This is a genomic window from Ramlibacter sp. AN1133 (genome assembly GCF_037890035.1).
GTDB lineage: Bacteria > Pseudomonadota > Gammaproteobacteria > Burkholderiales > Burkholderiaceae_C > Ramlibacter.
Genome location: NZ_JBBKTQ010000014.1, coordinates 119,472 through 139,752, shown reverse-complemented (window position 1 = coordinate 139,752; position 20,281 = coordinate 119,472). Strand labels below are relative to the sequence as shown.

Below are 20,281 nucleotides of genomic sequence, written 5' to 3'. Positions count from 1 at the left end.
GGGCAACGGTTCCCATCCGCGCCGGGGGACAGTCGCTGAGACGGACAGCCACGGACTGGTCCGGCCCGAGCGGCGCGACGTCCACCGAACAGTGGTGGCCATCGGCCGCCTTCCCTTGGTCTCCCCCGAAATCGGCGATGAACCAAAAGAAAAGCGGCCCGCGGCCGCTTTTCCCCTGGGCCCCCGCCTGCGCGGGGGTGATGCGATGTCAGTCCTGGCCTTCGGTCAGCGTATCGAGCTGGAAGCGGCCGCTCTTGTGCCACAGCCAGGTGTCGGTGTAGACCACCTTGCCCATGCGCGCCGGGGCGGGGAAGGGCGCGGCCCGGCGCACCGTGCGCTCGATCTCGGCGATCACTTCCGGCGCGTGCTTGGGCGCGCGCAGCCAGTTCATGTTGCGCACGTTGCCGTGGTTGTCGACTTCCACCTGCAGCACGCCCACGGCGTACAGCAGGGGCGGCAGGCGCCCCTTCCAGATGCGGTCGCCGTTCTGGCCGTAGATGTGCGAAGCGGCGTCCTGGCGGTAGGCGCGGGGGTTCGTCGCCATGGAGGTCTTGATGATCATGCCGGGCGCGGCGGCGACCTGCGGCGCGGGTGCGGGGGCCCGTGCGGCGGGTGCGGGCTGCGGCACGGCGACGGCGCGCGGTGGCTGCTCCGGCGGCAGCGGGGTGGACGTGCAGGATGCGAGCACGGCGGCGGCGCCGAACAGCGCGGGTGTCAGGGGACGCAGGATGGGTCGATACTTCATGGAAGCTCCTGGCGGGAGGGGCACGCCGGCGGCGCACACGCGGCCATTACAACGGGGCCGTGGCGGCCAATGATGACCTTGGTTACGAAACCCTGTGTGTCCTTGCCATTGGATTCTTTGTAAAGCATGAAGCTCATCAAAGATGTCACGAACCGGTTGGCGACGCAACACGCGGTGTTGGTCAGCGTCGACACCGCACAGGGTTCGGTGCCCCGCGAACCGGGTGCCTGGATGGCGGTGTTCCCCGACGCGGTGCTCGGCACCGTGGGCGGCGGGCACCTGGAACTGCAGGCGATCGAGGAGGCGCGGCGGCGGCTCGCGGGCGCGAACGGGGACCCGGTGCTGCGTTATCCGCTCGGCCCGTCGCTGGGCCAGTGCTGCGGCGGCGTGGTCCATCTGCGCTACGAGCGGCTCACGGACGCCGACGCACCGAGGCTGGCGCAGCGCCTGCAGGGCCCGGAGACACCGCTGGCCCTGTTCGGCGGCGGCCACGTCGGCCGGGCGCTGGTGAACGTGCTGGGCACGCTGCCTTTCGCCGTGACCTGGATCGACAGCCGCGACGAGATCTTCCCGCCGGCGGTGCCGGACAACGTGCGCTGCGAACACTCAGATCCCGTGCAGGCCGCCGTCGCGGATCTCGCGCCCCATTCGCGCGTGCTGGTCATGAGTTTCAGCCACGCGGAGGACCTGGACGTGGTCGCCGCCTGCCTGCGCCGGCTGCGCGAGCGCGGCGACCTGGCGTACGTCGGCCTGATCGGCAGCAAGACGAAATGGGCCACCTTCCGGCACCGGCTGGAGGAGCGGGGCTTTCGCAAGCAGGAACTGGCGCAGGTCACCTGCCCGATCGGCATCCCCGGCATCGCGGGCAAGCAGCCGGAGGTGATCGCGGTCGCCGTCGCCGCGCAGCTCCTGCAGGGCCCCCTTTCCTGACAACCTGAGAACGCATGGAAAGCTACTTCCTCGACTGGGCCAACCTGCTGCTGCGGTGGCTGCACGTGATCACCGCGATCGCGTGGGTGGGTTCCTCCTTCTATTTCGTCTTCCTGGACAGCAGCCTCACGCCCCCGGAGGACGCCAAGCTGCGGGCCGGGGGCGCCACCGGCGAACTCTGGGCCGTGCACGGCGGCGGCTTCTACCACCCGGTGAAGTACGCGGTCCAGCCGCCGCAGCTGCCGCCCAGGCTGCACTGGTTCTTCTGGGAAAGCTATTCGACCTGGCTGTCCGGCTTCGCGCTGTTCACGGTGTCCTACCTGTGGAACGCGGGGGCCTACCTGGTCGACAAGTCGCTGATGGACTGGTCGCCGGCCGCTGCGGTCGTGGCGGCCCTGGCCTTCCTCGTCGTCTTCTGGCTCCTGTACGACGCGATCTGCCGCGTCCTGGGCACCGCCCGCGAAGGCCTGGTCGGAGTGCTGGTGCTGGCCCTGGTGTGCATCGCGGCGTGGCTCGCCTGCCACTGGTTCGCGGGCCGCGCGGCCTTCCTGCTGGTCGGCGCGATGCTTGCCACCTCGATGAGCGCGAACGTGTTCTTCGTGATCATCCCCGGCCAGAAGAAGGTGGTGCAGGCGATCCGCGACGGCCGGCCGGTCGACCCGGTGCACGGCCAGCGCGGCAAGCAGCGCAGCGTGCACAACACCTACTTCACGCTGCCGGTGCTGTTCGCGATGCTGTCCAACCACTACGGCTTCCTCACCACGCACCCGCGCAACTGGCTGGTGCTGGTCGTGATGATGGCAGCCGGCGCCGCCATCCGGCAGTTCTTCGTCATGCGCCACGGCTGGAAGCTGGGGCGCAACGGCCACCCGGCCGGCTACGCCCTGGCGGGCGTGGCGCTGATCGTCGCCACGCTGGTGTGGCTGATGCCGCAGCCGAGCGCGGCGGCGAAGGCGGCCGCCGCCGCGCCGGCGGACTACGCCGCCGTGCGCCAGGTGCTCGAGCAGCGCTGCTACCTGTGCCACGGCGCGCAGGTGCAGATGAAGAACGTGCGGCTCGATTCCCCGCTGGGCGTGAAGCAGCACGCGCAGGCGGTGTACCAGCAGGCCGTGGTGGCCAAGACCATGCCCCTGAACAACGCCACCCACATCACCGAGGAGGAGCGCGCGGTGATCGGACGCTGGTTCGTGGCCGGTGCCCGCGTCGACTGAACCGGAGGCTTCTTCCCGCCCGCGCGGATCGGGTCTATAACGGGCCTGCCCCCGCAGGGGGATTCCAGGAGGCTCGCATGCGCCGGTCCACGCCTTGGCATCTGCTGCTGTCCTGCGCCGTCGCCGCGGTGCTGTGTGTGCTCCAGGGGGCCGCGCTCGCGCAGTCCGCCGTCCGGCTGTACGGGCGCGAGGCGATTCCGTTCGAGGACGATGGCCGCTTCCAGGAGGCCGGCGCCGTCTTCACTTCGTGGTCGCTGTTCCTGCCCTGCAACCCGCTGTGGCTCGGGGCGGAGCGCACGCAGGACCTCGCGCGGCTGCAGTCGGCCTACCGCAACTTCGCGACGGTTTCCGGTGTCCGGCATGCGGCCGTGTGGTTCACGCGGCCCGCCTCCGAAGAACTCGATGTCGAGCGGGCGGCGCGCTATTGCGAGAAGTTCGGCCTGCTGCCCAGCGGTGGCCCGTATGTGGTCGTGACCACCGTGCACCCGGACCGCTGGCAGAAGGCGGGCGCCGAGGGGCAGGCGGACGATCCGCTGCTGGTGCTGTCGTTCGCCGGCGTGCGCGCCGCCGATTCGGCGCTGCTGCTCACGCAATTGAACGACCAGTTGCAGCTAAAGCAGCTGTCCGCGCAGGCCCTGAACCACCGGCGCTTCTACCTCGCGTGGCTCAACGCGCTCGGCGGCGTCTGCAGCTACCTGCGCGACCTGAAGGTGTCCGTCTCGATCAAGGTCGTGTCGCTGGAGAAGGCGAGCGTCTGTCCGGGCTGAACGGCCGGCCCGCCTTCCCGCACAATCGGGCGCAGGAGACACCGAATGCCCGCGCCCGACCCCCGCCACCAGCCCCGCGCCTTCCTCGAGCACCTGTACCGCGCCGCGGTGCACCGCGCCCTGCCGCTGCACAACACGGCGGCCTTCCTGCCGCCGCCGCCGCGCGGCCGCACCCTCGTGCTGGGCGCCGGCAAGGCGGGCGGTGCGATGGCCCAGGCGGTCGAGGCGCTGTGGCCGAAGGAGGCGCCGCTCTCCGGCCTGGTCGTCACCCGCTACGACCACACCCCGCCGCGGCCGCAGGGCCTGCCCGCGCGCATCGAGGTCGTCGAAGCCGCCCACCCGGTGCCCGATGCGGCCGGCCTGCAGGCCGCCGAACGCATCCTGTCGCTGGCCCAGGGCCTCACGCTGGACGACCTGGTGCTGTGCCTCATCTCCGGCGGCGGCTCGGCGCTGCTCACGCTGCCGGCCGAAGGCCTCACGCTGGAAGAAAAGCAGCGCATCAACCGCGAGCTGCTCGACTCCGGCGCCAACATCGTGGAGATGAACTGCGTGCGCAAGCACCTCTCGCGCATCAAGGGCGGGCGCCTCGCCGCCGCCTGCGCGCCGGCGAAGGTGGTCACGCTCACGATCAGCGACGTCCCCGGCGACGACCCCTCGGTGATCGCCAGCGGCCCCACGGTGCCCGATGCGAGCAGCTGCGCCGACGCGGTGGCCATCCTCCAGCGCTACGGCATCGAGGTGCCCGGCACGCTCATGAACCTGCTGCAGCAGGGCGCGCTCGAGACGCCCAAGCCCGGCGACCCGGCGTTCGCCGGGCAGCAGGTGCACATGATCGCCACCCCGCAGCAGTCGCTGGAGGCGGCGGCCGCGGCCGCCCGCGAGGCGGGCCTTGACGCGCACATCCTGAGCGACGAGATGGAAGGTGAGTCGCGCGAGGTCGGCAAGGTGCACGCCGCGCTGGCGCGCGCGGTGGCGCAGCGCGGCCAGCCCTTCGCGCGGCCCTGCGTGATCCTCTCCGGCGGCGAGACGACCGTCACGGTGCGCAAGCAGCCGCCAGGCACGCCGCGCGGCCGCGGCGGACGCGCCGGCGAGTTCTGCCTCGGGTTGGCGCAGGCGCTGCAGGGCCAGCCCGGCGTGTGGGCGCTCGCCGCCGACACCGACGGCATCGACGGCGTGGAGGACAACGCCGGCGCCTTCGTCGCCCCCGACACCCTGGAGCGCGCCCTGGGCCAGGGCATGAAGATCGACCCCTACCTGCAGCGCAACGACGCCTACGGCTACTTCAGCGCGCTGGGCGACCTCGTCGTCACCGGGCCGACGCACACCAACGTCAACGACTTCCGGGCCCTGCTGGTGCTCTGAGCTGCGGGTTCACGAGAGCCACTGCGCCAGGGTCTGCGGGTGGAGGTGCCACCCGGCCAGTCCGGCCACGCCCATCGCCGTGCCGAACAGGCCCGGGACCAGGGCCAGGCCGTAGAGCCACCAGCGCTGCGTGAGCGAGGCCACGGCCAGGGCGGCGATGGCCACCGAGATCGCCGCGTCCGCGAGGTCGAACTGGTCGTCGCGGTAGTTCAGCGCGTCGTAGTTCTTCTGGTCCTGTTCGGCCTGCTGGCGCAGCTCCTCCTTCTTCTGCGCCTGTTCGACGGCCAGCTTGTCGTAGCGGGCGATGGCGTCGTCCCACGCCGGCAGCTCCGCGCGCGTCTGGCTGCGCGCCTGCAGGCGCAACTGCGCCGCCGTGGCCTTCGCCAGCTCCTCGCGCAGGTTGCGCGCCTGGTAGAAGGCCCAGTGATCCAGCTTGTCGGCCTGGGCCTGTTGCATCGCCTGCACGATGTTGTCGTCCTTGACCTTGCACACGCCGATCACGGTGCTCAGGAGGGCCACGGTGACGGCAACGGTGGCATTGAGGCGCGAGGCGCGGGCCTCGGCGGGGTCGAGCAGGGAGTTCTCCATGGCGGAATGCTAGCGCTGCGCACCGCCACGCTGCTACAGTGGGGCGCTGTTGCAGAAGGAGCTGGGATGGGCAACGGCAAGCATGCGCCGCCACCGGGTGGGCCGCAGGACAAGGCGGAGATCGAGGCCGTGCTGGATCGCATCGGCCGGCGGATCAAGGAATTGCGCGGCTTCGATGCCTCCGGCATCCGGGACCGCTGGGACTCGCGGCTCGAATTGCTGCAGAAGAACGTGAACAAGACGATCGCCGACGCGGTCGGCATGGGGAGCGCGCAATACCGCCAGCTCGCCATCGGCCCGCTCGACGCGGCGCTCGATTCCACCTTCGGCGACCGCTACACCCTCGACGAGCTGCGCGAGGAAGTCCGCAAGGCCGTCGGCCAGGCGGCCATGCGCCTGAACGCCGCGGCCAAGGTGCTGGAGCGGCGGCTGGCGGGCGGCGCGGGGGAATCGACGCTGGCGCCGCTGGGCGACACACCGGCATCGAACTTCGGTGCCTTGCCGTCCGGGTTCGCACCGCTGCCCTCCGGCTTTGCCCCCTTGCCCTCCGGCTTCGCACCCCTGGCGGCCGAACCGCCCAAGCCGCCCCCGCAGGTGCCGGCCCCCCTGCCTGCGCCCGAGCCCCCGCCCGCGCCTGCCGCCGAAGAGCCGCCGGCGTTCGCCACGACGGCCCCGTCACCCCTTGCCGAGCCTGCGCCCGTTGCAGGCAGCCCCACGATGAACCCTCCTGCCAGCTCCCAACATTCCCCGCGCATCGCGATCGTCTGCCGCGACGACAGCGCCGGCGAAGCCGCCACCAGTTTCGTCGCGCAACTCGGGCTGGAGCCGGTGATCTCGCAGCAGCCGCGCGCCGATGCGTCGTCGCTGGAATCGCTCGAGGCGCTGCGCCAGGTGCAGTTCGCCCTGGTGCTGCAGGCGGACCGCCAGCTCGAGATCGGCTTTTTGCTCGGCGCCCTCGGGCGCTCGCGCATCTGCTTCCTGCAGGGCGAGGGCGCGCAGGATGCGCTGCCGGGGCTGCCGCGCCAGCCGCTGGACGAGGGCGGCCTGTGGAAACTGCTGCTGGCCCGCGAGCTGAAGAAAAGCGGGCTCGACGTCGACCTGAACAAGGCCATCTGAGCGCGCGCGAAAGGACATCCCATGAAGACCTACAAGATCGCCTGCATTCCCGGCGACGGCATCGGCAAGGAAGTGATCCCCGCGGGGCAGGAGGTGCTGCAGGCACTGGCCGCCAGCGGCAGCGCCTTCCGGTTCGATTTCAGCAGCTTCGGCTGGGGCGGCGACTGGTACCGCGCGCACGGCAAGATGATGCCCGACGACGGCCTGGACGCGATCCGCAACGTGGATGCGATCCTGTTCGGCTCCGCCGGAGACCCGCACATCCCCGACCACATCACGCTGTGGGGCCTGCGCCTGAAGATCTGCCAGGGCTTCGACCAGTACGCCAACGTGCGGCCCACGCGCATCCTGCCCGGCATCGACGCGCCCCTGAAGCGCTGCGGCCCGAAGGACCTCGACTGGGTGATCGTGCGCGAGAACTCCGAGGGCGAATACGCCGGCGTGGGCGGCCGCGCCCACCAGGGCCACCCGATCGAGGTGGCCACCGACGTGAGCATCCTCACGCGCGCCGGCGTCGAGCGCATCATGCGCTTCGCGTTCAAGCTGGCGCAATCGCGCCCGCGCAAGCTGCTCACGGTGGTCACCAAGTCCAACGCGCAGCGCCACGGCATGGTGATGTGGGACGAGGTCGCGCTGGCCGTCAGCAAGGAGTTCCCCGACGTCCGATGGGACAAGGAACTGGTGGACGCCTGCACGGCGCGCATGGTGAACCGCCCGGCCTCGCTCGATACGCTGGTGGCCACCAACCTGCATGCCGACATCCTGAGCGACCTGGCCGCGGCGCTGGCCGGCAGCCTGGGCATCGCCCCCACCGGCAACATCGACCCGGAGCGCCGCTATCCCAGCATGTTCGAGCCGATCCACGGCTCGGCCTTCGACATCATGGGCAAGGGCCTCGCCAACCCGGTGGGCACCTTCTGGAGCTGCGTGATGCTGCTGGAGCACCTGGGCGAGAACGAAGCGGCCGCGCGCCTCATGAAGGCGATCGAGGAGATCACGGCCGACCCGAAACTGCACACCGGCGACCTCGGCGGCACCGCCAGGACGGCGGACGTGACGGCGGCAGTGGTTTCCCGCTTGAAGAACCGCTGACGGCTGCCCCACACTGCGCGGGTAGTCCACAAGAACCGAAAGGAGTCGAGAGCGATGAAGCGCATCCTGTCCACCCTGGCGCTGGCCCTGCTGGCGCCCGTGGCACTGGCCCAGTCCGTGGCCTGTCCCGACAAGAACGTGCAGTACTGGCAGGCCTTCCCGCCCGGCGGCGAATCCGACCTGTCGGCGCGCCACCAGCAGCTGGTGCTGCACAGGAAGTGCCCCGCCGTCGAGACCATCATCCAGTACAAGGCCGGTGCCGGCGGCGCGCTGATGTGGACGCAGATGAACCAGCTGCCCGGCGACGGCCTCAACGTCGTCGGCGTCAACCTGCCGCACATCGTGTTCCAGCCGATCCAGGGCGACGTGCAGTACAAGACCGCGGACGTCACGCCCGTGTTCTGGTTCCACTTCACGCCCGACATCCTGGTCGTGAGCGCCAAGAGCCCGATCCGCAACTTCAAGGAGTTCATCGAGGCGGCCAAGGCGAAGCCCGGCACCCTGAGCCTCGCCGGTTCGGGCCAGTATTCCGCCAACCATGCCGCCCACGAGCGCCTGGACGCCGCCTTCGGCATCAAGACGCTCTACGTGCCGTTCAAGGGCACCGGCGACCTCGCCTCCTCCGTGCTGGGCGGGCAGGTGGACGGCGCGATGACGTACACGCCCTTCGCCATCGCCAACAAGGACAAGGGCGTGCGCCCGATCGCCGTGGCGATGGACAGGCGCCATCCGCTGATGCCCGACGTGCCCACGTTCAAGGAGCTGGGGGTGGACTGGGTCGACGGCGCCTACCGCGGCATCGGCGTGCCGAAGTCCACGCCGCCGGAAGCGCGCAAGCGCGTCTCCGACCTGTGGCGCGCGCTGAACAACGACCCCGAGATGAAGGAGAAGGCCGCGGCGAGCGGCTTCGAGCTGGTGAACGTGGGCGTGGAGGAAATGGATTCCTTCATGGCCAGCAAGACCAAGCTGTACACCGAAGGCGCGGCCCGCATGGGCCTGGGCAAGAAGTAAAGAAGCCTTCCTACAGGCTCCCTTCGCACGGCGCCCTAGGATGGGCGCCGTTCGCTTTTGGGGCCCGCCCATGCAGCCAGCCAAGGTGCCGCGCAGCCCGCGCGTGCTGATCCTGATCGACTACATCAATCCGCTGAATTTCCCGGGCGCGGAGAAGCTCGCGAAGCCGGCGCTGGCCGCCGCCCGCGCCACGGCGCGCCTGCGCGACGCGATGGAGGCCCAGAAGGCAGCGGTGGTCTACGCCAACGACAACTACGGCGCCTGGCAGTCGGACTTCCAGGCGCTGGTGGCGCAATGCTGCGCGCGCGACGACATCGGCGGCGAGATCGCGCGCCTGGTCGCGCCGCGGCCGCGCGACATCACGCTGCTCAAGCCGCGCCATTCGGCCTTCTTCTGCTCCGCGCTGGAACTGCTGCTCGACGAGATGGGTGCACGCGAACTGATCCTCGCCGGGCTGGCGACGGACATGTGCGTGCAGATGACGGCGGCGGATGCGTTCCTGCGCGGCTACGAAGGCGTGTGGGTGCCGGCGGACTGCACCGCGGCGGAGACGCCGCAGGCGAAGGCGGCAAGCCTGAAGTACATGCGCGACGTGCTCAAGTGCGATGTGCGCTCGTCGCGGGCGCGGCGGGTGGGCGGGCACTGAAAACCGAACTGCCGGACGCAGAGGACGCAAAGGGTACGCAGAGGACGCGAAAGAAGACCTTGAAAGGGTTTCCTTGCTGGATTCCTTTTGCGTCCTCTGCGTACCCTTCGCGTCCTCTGCGTCCGGCTGTCCGCTCCCCCGCCTATTCGCACAGCCTGCGGATCTCTTCCGGGATCGCCACCGCGCGGATCCCCGTCGCGTCGTCGCCCCGGCGCGCCGCGAAGATCCGCACCTCGTCGCATTCCATGATCAGGTCGTCCTCGCGCACGATCCTGTGCCGCTGCACGAAGCTCTTGCCGCGCCATTCGGCGATGCAGGTGTGGATCTGCAGCGTGTCGCCGTAGCTGGCGGTCTTGACGAAACGCGCGTGCGTGTCCACCACCGGCGTGCCGATCATGCCGGTCGCCGCCTCGGTCTCGTGCCAGGGCGGCACGCCGCACTTGACGAAGAAGTTGCGCGAGGAGGCGTCGATCCAGCGGAAGAAGTTGGGGAACCAGACGATGCGCGCCGGGTCGCAGTCGCCGAACTCGACCCGCACGGTGTAGATGATTTCCTTCATGCTGCGCGGATTATCGCTATCCCATCTTGCCCGGCAGCCACAGGGCGATGATGGGGAAGGAGATCAGGATGACCAGCCGGAAGATGTCCGTCGCCACGAAGGGCAGCACGCCGCGGAAGATCGTCGTGAAGCTCACGTCGTGCACCACGCTCTTGATCACGAACACGTTCATGCCCACCGGTGGATGGATCAGGCCGAGCTCCACCGTCATCACGATGATCACGCCGAACCAGATCGGGTCGAACCCGAGCTGCGTGATCACCGGAAAGATGATCGGCACCGTCAGGATGATCATGGCCATCGCGTCCATCAGGCAGCCGAGCACCAGGTACATCACCATGATCAGCGCCAGCACGCCGTAGCGCCCCACGCCCAGGTTGGTCAGGAATTCGGTGAGCTTCTGCGGCGTCTGCGTGATGGTGAGGAAGTAGCCGAACATCAGCGCGCCGATCAGCACCGTGAACACGGCGGCGGCCGTGCGCGTGGCGGACAGCAGCGCCTCCTTGATCTTGGCGCGATCGAGCTTGCCGCGGACGAGGCCCAGGAGGAAGGCGCCGCTGGCGCCGACGCCGCCCGCCTCGGTGGGCGTGAACAGGCCGCCGTAGAGGCCGCCGATCACGAACAGGAACAGCACGATCGGCGCCCACACGTCCTTCAGGTCCGCGGCGCGTTCCGACCAGGGCCTGGCTTCGCCGCGCGGCAGCCAGTTCGGCCGCACCTTCACGATCACCATCACCGTCAGCACGTACAGCAGCATCGCGAACAGGCCCGGGATGATGCCGGCCATGAACAGCTTGCCGATGTCCTGCTGCGTGAGGATGGCGTACACCGCCAGCACGGTCGACGGCGGCAGCATGGCCCCCAGCGTGCCGCCCGCGGCGATCACGCCGGTGGAGAAGGATTGCGGATAGCCGAAGCGCCGCATCTCGGGATAGGCCACGCTGGAGAAGGTCGCGGCGGTGGCCACCGACGATCCGCAGATCGCGGCGAAGCCGCCGCAGGCGAGCACCGTGGCCACGCCGAGGCCGCCGCGCAGGTGCCCGATCATGGAGTTGGCGGCCTTGAACAGCTCGCGGCTCACGCCCGATACCGACACCAGGGCCCCCATCAGCATGAACATCGGGATCACGCCGAAGGTGTAGTCGGTCACGGTGCGCATCGAGGTCTGGCCGACCAGCTTCAACGCCGGACCCGCGCCCGCGATCCAGGCGTAGCCCGTGATGCCGACGAGGCCCATGGCCATGCCGACCGGCACGCGCAGCAGCATCAGGATGAACAGGGTCACGAAGCCCGCGATGGCGAGCAGGTCGGTGTTCATTCAGCCTCCGCCGAGCCGCCTCAAGGAGGCTGAAGCCGCCTCGGGGGGCAGCGCATTACACGAAGTGAAAAGCGTGGGGGCCGTCATTCCATCGCCTTGTGTTCGAAATGCTCGTCGTGCAGCGCTTCCGGCTTGACGATCAGCCGCCAGGTGCGGATCGCGATCAGGATCACCGCGCAGACGTCACCGATCCACGCGACCGCGTAGAACGGCCAGGTGGGGATGTTCAGGTCGTAAGTGAGCACGTGGTCGATGTAGGTCAGGCGCACCTTGTCGAACAGCATCGTGGTCTGCACGGTCACCACGAACAGCAGCACCAGCGTGGCGAAGACGTCGATCATGCGGCGGCGCGAGGTGTTCACCGCGGACCAGACCAGGTCCACCGTGATGTGGCCGCCGCGGTAGCTGGTGGCCGCGATGCCCCAGAAGATCAGGATGCCCAGGAGCATCCGGCCGAAGTCGTAGGAGTCGGGGATGGACGTGCTGAAGAACTTGCGCAGCAGCACGTTGACGAAGATGTTGAGGGCGACGATGCCCACGAAGATGGCGGCGAGCCACTCGATGCCGTTGATGAAACGGTCCGCGAAGTTCTTCTTTTTCAAGTTGGGCGTCCACTAGGTCGTCGTCCCCGGGCAGGCGGGGACCCAGGGCACGCGCACCGCGCGTGACATCGGGAGCCCTGGATTCCCGCCTGCGCGGGAACGACGGCGGGTTGCGTGCTTGCCTGCGCCTACAGCGCGGCCTTGTACTTCACCAGGCTTGCCTTGAGCGAATCCATCACCTTCTTCGGATCCTGGCCGGCCTTCTTCACCGCCTCGGCCCACTGCGCCTCGCCCGGCGCGGTGGCATCGCGCCAGGCCTTGAGCTGCTCGGGGTTGAGCTTGTAGATCTCGTGCCCGGGCTGCGCCAGCTTGGTGTGGCCGCCGAATTCGAAGTCGGCCCACGGGCTGGCGACGCGCTCGGCCCATTCGGTGGTGCAGTGGTCGTCCACGGCGCGCTTCTGCGCGGTCGAGAGGCTGTCGTACTTGGCCTTGTTCATCACCCAGACGAAGGGCGTGACGTACAGCGGCACGTCCATGTGGAAGCTCACCACCTTGTCGATGCCGAACAGCGGGATCGAGCCCCAGGGGAAGGTGATCGCGTCGGCGACGCCGCGCTCCAGCATGTCGCGCGACTCGGGCGCCGAGGCCTGCACGTTGGTGCCGCCCAGGGCCGTGACCATCTGGCCGATCGTGCTGGTGGCCGGACGGATCTTCATGCCCTTGATGTCGGTGGGCAGGAGGATCTTCTTGCGCGCGTGGAAGGTGCCGGGGTCGTGCACGAAGGCGAAGCAGAACTTCACGTCCTTCATTTCCTGCGCGGCGTACTGGCGGTACCAGGCGTCGATGGCGGCGCTGCCGCCCTTGGCGTTGGCGAACAGGAAGGGCAGCGAGGCGCCCGCCATGATCGGGAAGCGGCCCGGCTGGTAGCCCGGGTTCACGTACGAGAAGTCGGAGATGCCGTCCCGCGCCATGTCGTAGTGGTCGAAGGCCTTCCCGAGCTGCTCCGACGGGAACAGCGTGGCCGTGATCGTGTTGCCGGAGGCCTTCTTCAAGCTCTCCGCCCACGCCAGCAGGCTGGGGTTGAGCGGATGCTGCGCGGGCACCCAGCTCGAAAGCTTCAGCATCACGGGCTTGTCCTGGGCCTGCGCCACGCCGGCCGCCACCGTCAGTGCCGCGGCCAGCGCGGTCAGGGTGATTCGGGTCCGCATCGATGTGTCTCCTCTGGCTTGGTCTGGTTCAAAACGTTTCTTTGTATAACGAACGGACCGCGCCGCCATCGTGGTTTTCCTTGAGGCAGCGTGCAGTCCGTCAGCGAGGTTTCAGGCGCGCTTCGTCGGCGGCCAGGCCGCGCGGCTTGCGGACCCAGCGCACCGGCACCGCCTGCACGGGCCGCGGCGGGGCGCCGTGCTGCACCAGGGCCGCGTCGAGTGCCTTGCCCGCGTCGTCGGCCAGCGCCGCCTCTCGCGCGGCGCGGATCGCCTGCGCCGCTTCGAGGGGCACGCCGCCGCGCGCGAGGTGCTCCAGCACGTGCAGCAGGTTGTCCTTGCCGCGTTCGTTGGTCGAGCCGTAGCCCTTGATCAGGCGGCCGCACAGCGCGATCTCGTGGCCCAGGCCCCACGCGCGCTGCGTGCCCTGCACCACGCCGTCCAGCCACTGCCCGATCATCTTCTGTTCGAGCGCGAAGCGGCTGCCGCGCGGGCGCAGCCATTTCAGGGCCGCAAGCGTGCGCAGGGCGGCCATGCCCAGCACGCCATGGGTGCCGATCTTCAGCGGCAGGCCCCACGGCTGCCGGCCGCGCGCGACGCGCCGGCGGTCCCACGCGGTGAGCCTGCGCGCCAGCGCCTGCGGCAGCAGCGCCGCGAATTCCGGCACGCCGGGCTTGAAGTGGTCGTAGACCTTCAGCAGGTCGTGCTCGCCCGCCTTCACCTCGCCCTGCACGCGCGCCCAGCGCGTGGCGCGGCTCTTCAGGTCGGCGACGCGCACGATGTCGTCGAACGCCATCCACAGCGCCAGCCAGCGCGCCATTTCCCTGGTGATGGCGAAGCCGTGCGCGCCCTGCGGATCGGACGCGCGCTCGGCCGCGAGGACCTGCTGCAGGCGCTGCGCATAGAGTTTCGCGTAGGCCAGGCCCTGGTAGTCGACCAGGCGCTGCCAGCCGAGCGCGAACATCTCCTGCACCGGTGCGGGAAAGGCCGCCGCCGCCTGCACCTGCGGCGCCTGCGCCTGCGCACGCGCGGGTTCGCGCAGCACCTGCGCCAGGTAGTCCGCCTGCGTCCTGCCCTGCGCCACGCGGGCGAAGCCCGCGGCGAAACCGCGCAGGCTGGCCTCGGCGCCCTTGCCGCCGGCATTCACCACCGCCTCGTAGTCCTCGCGCCGGAACGGGAACAGGCCGCTGCCCGCGATCGCACCCAGCATCACGGCGCTCACGACGGTGCCCGCCTCCTTCGCCAGCGCATTCATGTCGAACACCTGGTGCGCGCGACTGAACTGCGCGACCAGCTTCAGCAGGTCGGCTGCATCGGCGCGGCCGTCCCCGAGCTGCATGCGCTCCTGCGTCGTGAGCGTGCGCGCGGACGACGTGATCACCAGCGTGCGCTCCGGCGAAGCCATGCCGTTGCCGACCTGGCGCGCGGTCTCCAGCAGCTCGGAGGAGACCATCGCATCCAGCGCGCCCGGCACCGGGCTCAGGCTGAACACGGGCCGCCTGCTTCCGAGCTGCGCCATCGGCACGGGGAACACTTCGAGGTAGTAGGTGGTGGCGCCGGTGCGCTGCGCCACGCCGGGAATCGAGGTGGCCTGCGCGGCATAGCCCGCATGGCGCGCGATTTCCACCAGCCACTCGGTCAGCACGCCGCCGCCTTCGCCGCCCAGGGCGCAGATCAACAGGGAGAGGGGAGACTGCTTCATGCGGGCTGGAGCGCGCGGACGATGGCGCTGCGAAAGGTGTGGAGGAGGCGTTCGTGCCAGCGCGGGTTCTGCACCACCTCGGCACGGTAGAAACTCGGGCACAGGGTGGCGGCGTGTGCGTTCTCGCCGCACAGCCCGCAGCCTACGCAGCCGTCGATCACGGTCGCGACCGGGTCCACCTTGAGCGGGTCGGGGTTGTCCTTGAGCGTCAGCGTGGGGCAGCCGGAAAGCCGGATGCAGGCGTGGTCGCCGTTGCACACGTCCTCGTCGACGCCGTACTTCACGCGCACCACGCGCTCGCCCTTGTGCAGCAGGCTGGCGAGCCAGGGCTTCAGGCGGCGCTGGCGTTCGAGCTGGCATTCGCCCTCCGCCACGATCACCTTCAGGCCGTTGAACTCGCTGGTGAAGGCGTCGATGAGCGTCGCGCGCACTTTCCCGACTTCGTAGGTGTGGACGGTGCGCAGCCACTGCACGCCCAGGCCCTTGAGTGCCGCTTCGATGGTCTGGTTGGTGTGGGCGAGGCTGCGTCCCTTGTCCGACGCGCGAGACTTCGCGCCCTCGTCCGGGGTGGAGAGGATCTCCTGCGTGCCGGTGGCCGAGGTGTAGCCGTTCTTGAAGATCAGGAGCACGGCGTCGTCGCCGTTGAAGAGGGCGCTCTGCACGCCCGTGAGCAGGCCGTTGTGCCAGAAGCCACCGTCGCCCATGATCGCCAGCGTGCGCCGCTGCATCATCGGCGAGACGCCGGCGCGGCTCGCCAGCGACATGCCGTAGCCCAGGATGGAATGGCCCATCGAGAAGGGTTCGAAGGTGCCGAAGGCATGGCAGCCGATGTCGGCCGCGATGTGCACGTTGCCGATCTGCTGCTGCGCGAGCTTGAGCGCCGAGAACACGGGGCGCTCGGGGCAGCCGATGCAAAAGCCCGGCGGGCGCGCCGGCAGCGGTTGCTCCAGCACCGCGGCCGCGGCCTGGCGGCGCTCCTGGTTGCCGGCGAGCCAGCGGCGCGCGTCCTCGGTGGCGGGGCCGGGCAGGTAGCTGGCCGCGAACTGCGTCAGGCCGGTAGCGAGCACTTCCACCGTGTACTCGCCGCCGGAAGGCAGCAGGTCCTTGCCGTGCAGCTTCGTCTGCAGGTCGCGCCGGCGCAGCAGCGTGGCGATCTCCTGCTCGATGAATTCGGGCTGGCCTTCCTCGACGACCAGGACGGCGCGCTTGCCGGCGCAGAAGTCCGCGACCTGCTCCGGCACCAGCGGATAGGTCACGTTCAGCACCAGCAGCGGGATCTCCGTGTCGCCGAAGGCATCGGCGAGGCCCAGTTGCTGCAGGCTGCGCACCAGCGCGTTATAGAGGCCCCCCTGCACGATGACGCCCAGGTCGTCGTGCCGGCCCGCGAACAGCTCGTTCAGCTTGTTCTCGACGATGTACCGGCGCGCCGCCGGGATGCGCTGCTCCGTCTTGAGCTTCTCGTGCCGGAAGGTCACGGGCGGGTGGGCGAGCCGCATGTAGTCGAACACCGCGGGGTTCTCCATCAGTGCGCGGGTGGAAATGGCCGGCGGCCGGTTGTCCCGCGCCGCGAAGCTGCCGCGCACATGGCAGGCCCGGATGCGCAACTCCAGGATCGTCGGCATGTTCGACGCCTCGGAGAGGCAGAAGCCTTGCTCCACCATGCGCGTCATCACTTCCAGGTCCGGCCGCGGATCCAGCAGGCACATGCTCGACTTGAGCGCGAAGGCGTGGGTGCGCTCCTGGATCACCGAAGCGCCCTCGCCGTAATCCTCGCCGACCACGATCAGCGCGCCGCCGGTGACGCCCGGCGAGGACAGGTTGGAAAGCGCATCGGCGGCCACGTTGGTGCCGACGATGGACTTCCAGGTGACCGCGCCGCGCAGGGGGTAGTGGATGGAAGCGCCGAGCATGGCCGCCGCGGAGGCTTCGTTGGAGCAGGCCTCCACGTGCACGCCGAGCTCGTCCATGTAGGGCCTGGCCTGGACCATCACGTCGAGCAGGTGGGACACGGGCGCGCCCTGGTAGCCGCCGATGTAGGCCACGCCGGACTGCAGCAGCGCCTTGGTGATGGCGAGGATGCCCTCGCCGTGGAAGGTGTCGCCGGCACCGAGGCGCAGCGATTCGATTTCCTTGCTGAACGAGACTTCCAACGCCGGACCTCCTGGGGCAAGGCGGGAGTGTCCGCGAAGCGGGGCCATCGATCAATCCAATGAGCCGACTAAGCGGTATGCAATGGGCGCATGAGACCGCCTTGCCTGGACCGCTGCCTTAAGAAAGGTGCCTAGCGCGCCCCGCGCGGCCGCCGGAACGGTTGCCCGCCCGCGGAGGCTGGATGAGAATCGCGGCCCCGGAACCCCGAAGGAGACAAGTGATGAAGAATCTTCGCTGCCTTGTTGTGCTCGCCGTGCTCGGCTGCGCCGGCCTTCCAGCACTGGCGCAGCCGGCCCCGCAGGAGGAGCCCGGGTGGGCCAAGGGACGCCCGAAGACCGACGCTGCGATGCAGATGGCGCCGGTGCCGGCCTTCCCGATCCCGACCGCACCCGACAAGCTGCCGACCGCGAAGTTCAAGCTGCCGCCCGGCTTCAAGGTCGAGACCTGGGCGTCGGGCATCCTGGACGCCCGCGGCCTGCGCCAGGGACCGAACGGCAACATCCTCGTCAGCTCGCTGTTCGTGGCCAACAAGGTCTACATGGTGCCGGAGCAGGGCAATCGCCAGGCCAAGGTGATCATCGACAAGATGCCCCTGGCCACCGGCATCGAGTACGCCAACGGCAGCCTGTTCCTCGCGACGAACACCAAGATCATGCGGTGGGACAACGTCGACAACAAGATGGACAACCTCGGCGAGCCCAAGGTGATCTACGACAAGCTGCCCGGCGGCGGCGACCACAGCTGGAAGTTCCTGCGCATCCGCGACAACAAGCTGTATTACGCGGTGGGCGCGCCGTGCAACATCTGCGATCCCGGGCAGTGGGCGAAGATCTACCGCATGAACCTCGATGGCACCGGCGTCGAGACGATCGCCTCCGGCGTGCGCAACACGGTGGGCTTCGACTTCGACCCCAAGACCGGCGACCTCTGGTTCACCGACAACGGGCGCGACTGGTTGAGCGAGGAACTGCCCAACGACGAACTCAATCACGTGACCAAGCCGGGCCAGCAGCACTTCGGCTATCCGTACTGCCACCAGGGCAGCATCCCCGATCCGGAATTCGGCTGGGGCAAGTCCTGCGACGACTACGTGAAGCCCGCTGCGCTGCTGGGGCCGCATGCGGGTTCGCTGGGCCTGATGTTCTACCGCGGCAAGATGTTCCCGCCCAAGTACCAGGGTGCGATGTTCATCGCGCGCCACGGCCCGTGGAACCGCACGAAGAAGTACTCCGACGTCTCGGTGGCCTGGCCTGACGGCAAGGGCGGTGCGCGCGTCGAGCCCTTCATGACCGGCTTCGTCGAGAACAACCAGTATCTCGGCCGCCCGGTGGACTTCCTGATGCTCAAGGACGGATCGCTGCTCGTGAGCGACGACCACGCGGGCGCGATCTACCGCATCAGCTACGGGAAGCGATGACGCCCAGCGCCGCAAGGCTGCTGCCCGGCGCCGCGGCGCTGGCCCTGCTGGCGGTGGCGCCGCAGGTCGGCGGCCAGCAGAAGGCCCCCGCGGCGCGGGCGGCGGCGAGCGGCGCCAAGGCCGCCGCCGCGCCGCCGGCTGCCGCGTCGTACGCGCAGCGCTTCGCGGGGCTGTGCGCGACCTGCCACGGCGCCAACGGGCGCGCGGCCCTGCCGCTCACGCCGGTGCTGGCCGGCCAGCCCTCGCTCTATGCGATCACGCAGCTGTTCCTGTTCCGGGAAGGCCGCCGCAGCAACGAAGCCATGACGGCCGTGGCCAGGACCATGACCGACGACGACCTGCGCGGCTTCTCGGACTTCATCGCGACGCTGCCTCCCGTGCCCGCGCCGCCGCCGGCCACGCCGCCCGATGCGGCCCGCATGGCCAGGGGCCGCGCGCTGGCGGAGCAGCACAAGTGCCTGTTCTGCCACGGTGCGGACCTGGGCGGCGGCCAGCAGGTGCCCCGCATCGCCGGCCAGCACGAGGACTACCTGCGCGAGAGCCTGCGCGGCTTCCACGCCGGCACGCGCCCGGCCTACACGCAGGCGATGCCCGCCGCCGTGAGCCAGATCCCGGTGGAGGACCTGGACACCCTCGCGTACTTCGCGGCGCGGTTCCCCGTCGCGCCCTCCGCGGCGCCGGCAAAGTAGCGGATCGGATAATCGGCCGGACACTCATCCAGCCGATGCATCTCCACGAGATCGACCTCAACTTGCTGCGGCTGTTCGACGCCGTCGCGCGCACCGGCAACGTGAGCCGCGCGGCGGAACTGCTGCACCTCACCCAGCCGGCCGCCAGCCAGGGCCTGAGCCGCCTGCGCAAGCTGCTGCAGGATCCGCTGTTCATGCGCACGGCCGGCGGCGTGCAGCCCACCCCGAAGGCGCAGCGCCTGGCCGAGCCGGTGCGGCAGGCCCTCGCCACCCTGGAGCAGGCGCTGGGCGAAAGCGCGGGCTTCGATCCGGCGCAGGCCGCGCGCACCTTCCAGCTGCACCTGAGCGACATCGGCGAAGCCCGCTTCCTGCCGGAGCTGATGGTGGCGCTGCGCGAGCGTGCGCCGGGCGTGCGTGTCGAGACGCGGCCGCTGCCGCGCGAACAGGTGGGCGAGGCGCTCGATGCCGGACGCATCGACTTCGCCATCGGCTTCCTGCCCATGGTGCGCGAGAGCCAGCGCGTGCGCCTGCTCGACGACCGTTACGTGGTGCTGCTGCGCGAAGGCCATCCCTTCACGCGCAAGCGCCGCACCGGCGCGGCGCTGCTCAAGGCGCTGGGCGAACTGGAGTTCGTGGCGGTGCGCTCGCACGCCGACACCTTGCGCATCGTGCAGCAGTGCCGGCTGGAGCAGCGCCTGCGGCTCGTGACCGAGCACTTCCTGGTGCTGCCCGCGATCGTGCACGCGACGGATCTCGCGGCGATCCTGCCGCGCAACATCGCGCGCGGTTTCCAGGGCTATGCGATCGTGGAGCCGCCGTTCCCGCAGCGCGACTTCACCGTGGCGCTGCACTGGAGCCGGCGCTTCGAGGCCGATCCGGGCAATCGCTGGTTGCGCTCGCTTATCGAGGAGTTGTTCCGGGCGTAGCTTCGACAGGCGCGACGAGCCGCCGGCGCTCCGTGCGCCACTGGCGGTACGCGCACATGCCGTCGCCCCCCAGCTTCATCTGCACCGCCGCACCGAGGCCGACCTGCGCATCCAGCTCCGGCGGCGTCTCGCCGTTCCACCGCAGCAGCGCCAGCGCGAGTTCGAGCGCCGCGACCAGTTGCGCATCGTCCGCGTCGGCCAGCGCGTCACGGCCCAGCCGGCGCTGCACGTCGAGCAGCAGCCGCTGCAGGAAATCGAGTTCGGTGCGGGCCAGTTCGAGCCGGGAGGGGTCCATGGGCGCAGC

Annotated in this window: 20 protein-coding genes; 11 read left to right on the top strand and 9 right to left on the bottom strand. The window is 69.8% G+C overall.

All coding sequences use genetic code 11. The annotated features are described in order from the left end of the window. Positions 1–208: 208 nt before the first annotated feature. On the bottom strand, positions 209–745 hold the full coding sequence (locus WG923_RS19430; RefSeq protein ID WP_340352641.1) for a hypothetical protein: 537 nt from the start codon (positions 743–745) through the stop codon (positions 209–211). A 126-nt stretch (positions 746–871) separates the two neighbouring features. Here WG923_RS19430 and xdhC point away from each other — a divergent pair, with 126 nt between their 5' ends. The 4 genes from xdhC (at position 872) to WG923_RS19410 (ending at position 5,015) form a co-directional block, all read left to right on the top strand. Continuing rightward, positions 872–1,675 (top strand): xanthine dehydrogenase accessory protein XdhC, encoded by an 804-nt coding sequence (gene xdhC / locus WG923_RS19425; RefSeq protein WP_340352640.1) that lies wholly within the window; start codon positions 872–874, stop codon positions 1,673–1,675. 14 nt (positions 1,676–1,689) lie between these two features. Then, positions 1,690–2,886, top strand: a complete 1,197-nt coding sequence (locus WG923_RS19420) for a urate hydroxylase PuuD (protein ID WP_340352639.1) — start codon at positions 1,690–1,692, stop codon at positions 2,884–2,886. Positions 2,887–2,963: 77 nt separating this feature from the next. Beyond that, the gene (locus WG923_RS19415) at positions 2,964–3,653 is read left to right on the top strand and encodes a hypothetical protein (protein WP_340352638.1); all 690 of its coding nucleotides are present in this window, start codon (positions 2,964–2,966) and stop codon (positions 3,651–3,653) included. Positions 3,654–3,698: 45 nt separating this feature from the next. Continuing rightward, a complete protein-coding gene (locus WG923_RS19410; protein WP_340352637.1) occupies positions 3,699–5,015 on the top strand; it encodes a glycerate kinase type-2 family protein in 1,317 nt (438 codons plus the stop codon). 9 nt (positions 5,016–5,024) lie between these two features. Here WG923_RS19410 and WG923_RS19405 read toward each other — a convergent pair whose 3' ends face one another. Beyond that, positions 5,025–5,603 (bottom strand): DUF4337 domain-containing protein, encoded by a 579-nt coding sequence (locus tag WG923_RS19405; protein ID WP_340352636.1) that lies wholly within the window; start codon positions 5,601–5,603, stop codon positions 5,025–5,027. Positions 5,604–5,669: 66 nt separating this feature from the next. On the opposite strand from WG923_RS19405, the gene WG923_RS19400 reads away from it, so the two are divergent. From WG923_RS19400 to WG923_RS19385, 4 genes are all read left to right on the top strand, one after another. Continuing rightward, entirely contained in the window at positions 5,670–6,719 is a 1,050-nt protein-coding gene (locus WG923_RS19400; RefSeq protein ID WP_340352635.1) for a hypothetical protein, read from the top strand. Between the two features lie 21 nt (positions 6,720–6,740). Then, positions 6,741–7,811 (top strand): tartrate dehydrogenase, encoded by a 1,071-nt coding sequence (locus WG923_RS19395; protein WP_340352634.1) that lies wholly within the window; start codon positions 6,741–6,743, stop codon positions 7,809–7,811. A 54-nt stretch (positions 7,812–7,865) separates the two neighbouring features. After that, complete coding sequence (locus tag WG923_RS19390) at positions 7,866–8,822, top strand: tripartite tricarboxylate transporter substrate binding protein (RefSeq protein WP_340352633.1); 957 nt, start codon at positions 7,866–7,868, stop codon at positions 8,820–8,822. A gap of 70 nt (positions 8,823–8,892) precedes the next feature. Further along, positions 8,893–9,468 carry a cysteine hydrolase family protein gene (locus WG923_RS19385; protein WP_340352632.1) on the top strand — a complete coding sequence of 192 codons (576 nt, stop codon included), beginning with the start codon at positions 8,893–8,895 and terminating at the stop codon, positions 9,466–9,468. 142 nt (positions 9,469–9,610) lie between these two features. On the opposite strand, the gene WG923_RS19380 is transcribed toward WG923_RS19385, so the two are convergent. The 6 genes from WG923_RS19380 to WG923_RS19355 form a co-directional block, all read right to left on the bottom strand. Further along, positions 9,611–10,027 carry an acyl-CoA thioesterase gene (locus WG923_RS19380; protein ID WP_340352631.1) on the bottom strand — a complete coding sequence of 139 codons (417 nt, stop codon included), beginning with the start codon at positions 10,025–10,027 and terminating at the stop codon, positions 9,611–9,613. A gap of 16 nt (positions 10,028–10,043) precedes the next feature. Then, a complete protein-coding gene (locus WG923_RS19375) occupies positions 10,044–11,345 on the bottom strand; it encodes a TRAP transporter large permease (RefSeq protein WP_340352630.1) in 1,302 nt (433 codons plus the stop codon). Between the two features lie 83 nt (positions 11,346–11,428). Then, positions 11,429–11,947 (bottom strand): TRAP transporter small permease, encoded by a 519-nt coding sequence (locus WG923_RS19370; protein WP_340352629.1) that lies wholly within the window; start codon positions 11,945–11,947, stop codon positions 11,429–11,431. Positions 11,948–12,075: 128 nt separating this feature from the next. Further along, positions 12,076–13,095, bottom strand: a complete 1,020-nt coding sequence (locus WG923_RS19365) for a TRAP transporter substrate-binding protein (protein WP_340352628.1) — start codon at positions 13,093–13,095, stop codon at positions 12,076–12,078. A gap of 100 nt (positions 13,096–13,195) precedes the next feature. Beyond that, positions 13,196–14,794, bottom strand: coding sequence for an indolepyruvate oxidoreductase subunit beta family protein (locus WG923_RS19360; RefSeq protein ID WP_340352627.1), 1,599 nt, complete (start codon positions 14,792–14,794; stop codon positions 13,196–13,198). Beyond that, positions 14,791–16,944 carry an indolepyruvate ferredoxin oxidoreductase subunit alpha gene (locus WG923_RS19355; RefSeq protein WP_340352626.1) on the bottom strand — a complete coding sequence of 718 codons (2,154 nt, stop codon included), beginning with the start codon at positions 16,942–16,944 and terminating at the stop codon, positions 14,791–14,793. The genes WG923_RS19360 and WG923_RS19355 overlap by 4 nt, the downstream gene beginning before the upstream one ends. A 221-nt stretch (positions 16,945–17,165) precedes the next feature. On the opposite strand from WG923_RS19355, the gene WG923_RS19350 reads away from it, so the two are divergent. The 3 genes from WG923_RS19350 to WG923_RS19340 are packed head-to-tail and all read left to right on the top strand — an operon-like array spanning position 17,166 to position 19,977. After that, positions 17,166–18,362 (top strand): PQQ-dependent sugar dehydrogenase, encoded by a 1,197-nt coding sequence (locus WG923_RS19350; protein ID WP_340352625.1) that lies wholly within the window; start codon positions 17,166–17,168, stop codon positions 18,360–18,362. After that, positions 18,359–19,051 (top strand): c-type cytochrome, encoded by a 693-nt coding sequence (locus WG923_RS19345; protein ID WP_340352624.1) that lies wholly within the window; start codon positions 18,359–18,361, stop codon positions 19,049–19,051. The genes WG923_RS19350 and WG923_RS19345 overlap by 4 nt, the downstream gene beginning before the upstream one ends. A gap of 35 nt (positions 19,052–19,086) precedes the next feature. After that, complete coding sequence (locus tag WG923_RS19340) at positions 19,087–19,977, top strand: LysR family transcriptional regulator (RefSeq protein ID WP_340352623.1); 891 nt, start codon at positions 19,087–19,089, stop codon at positions 19,975–19,977. Here the strand turns inward: WG923_RS19340 and WG923_RS19335 are convergent. Continuing rightward, positions 19,952–20,272, bottom strand: a complete 321-nt coding sequence (locus WG923_RS19335; protein WP_340352622.1) for a hypothetical protein — start codon at positions 20,270–20,272, stop codon at positions 19,952–19,954. The genes WG923_RS19340 and WG923_RS19335 overlap by 26 nt on opposite strands. Between the last annotated feature and the right edge of the window lie 9 nt (positions 20,273–20,281).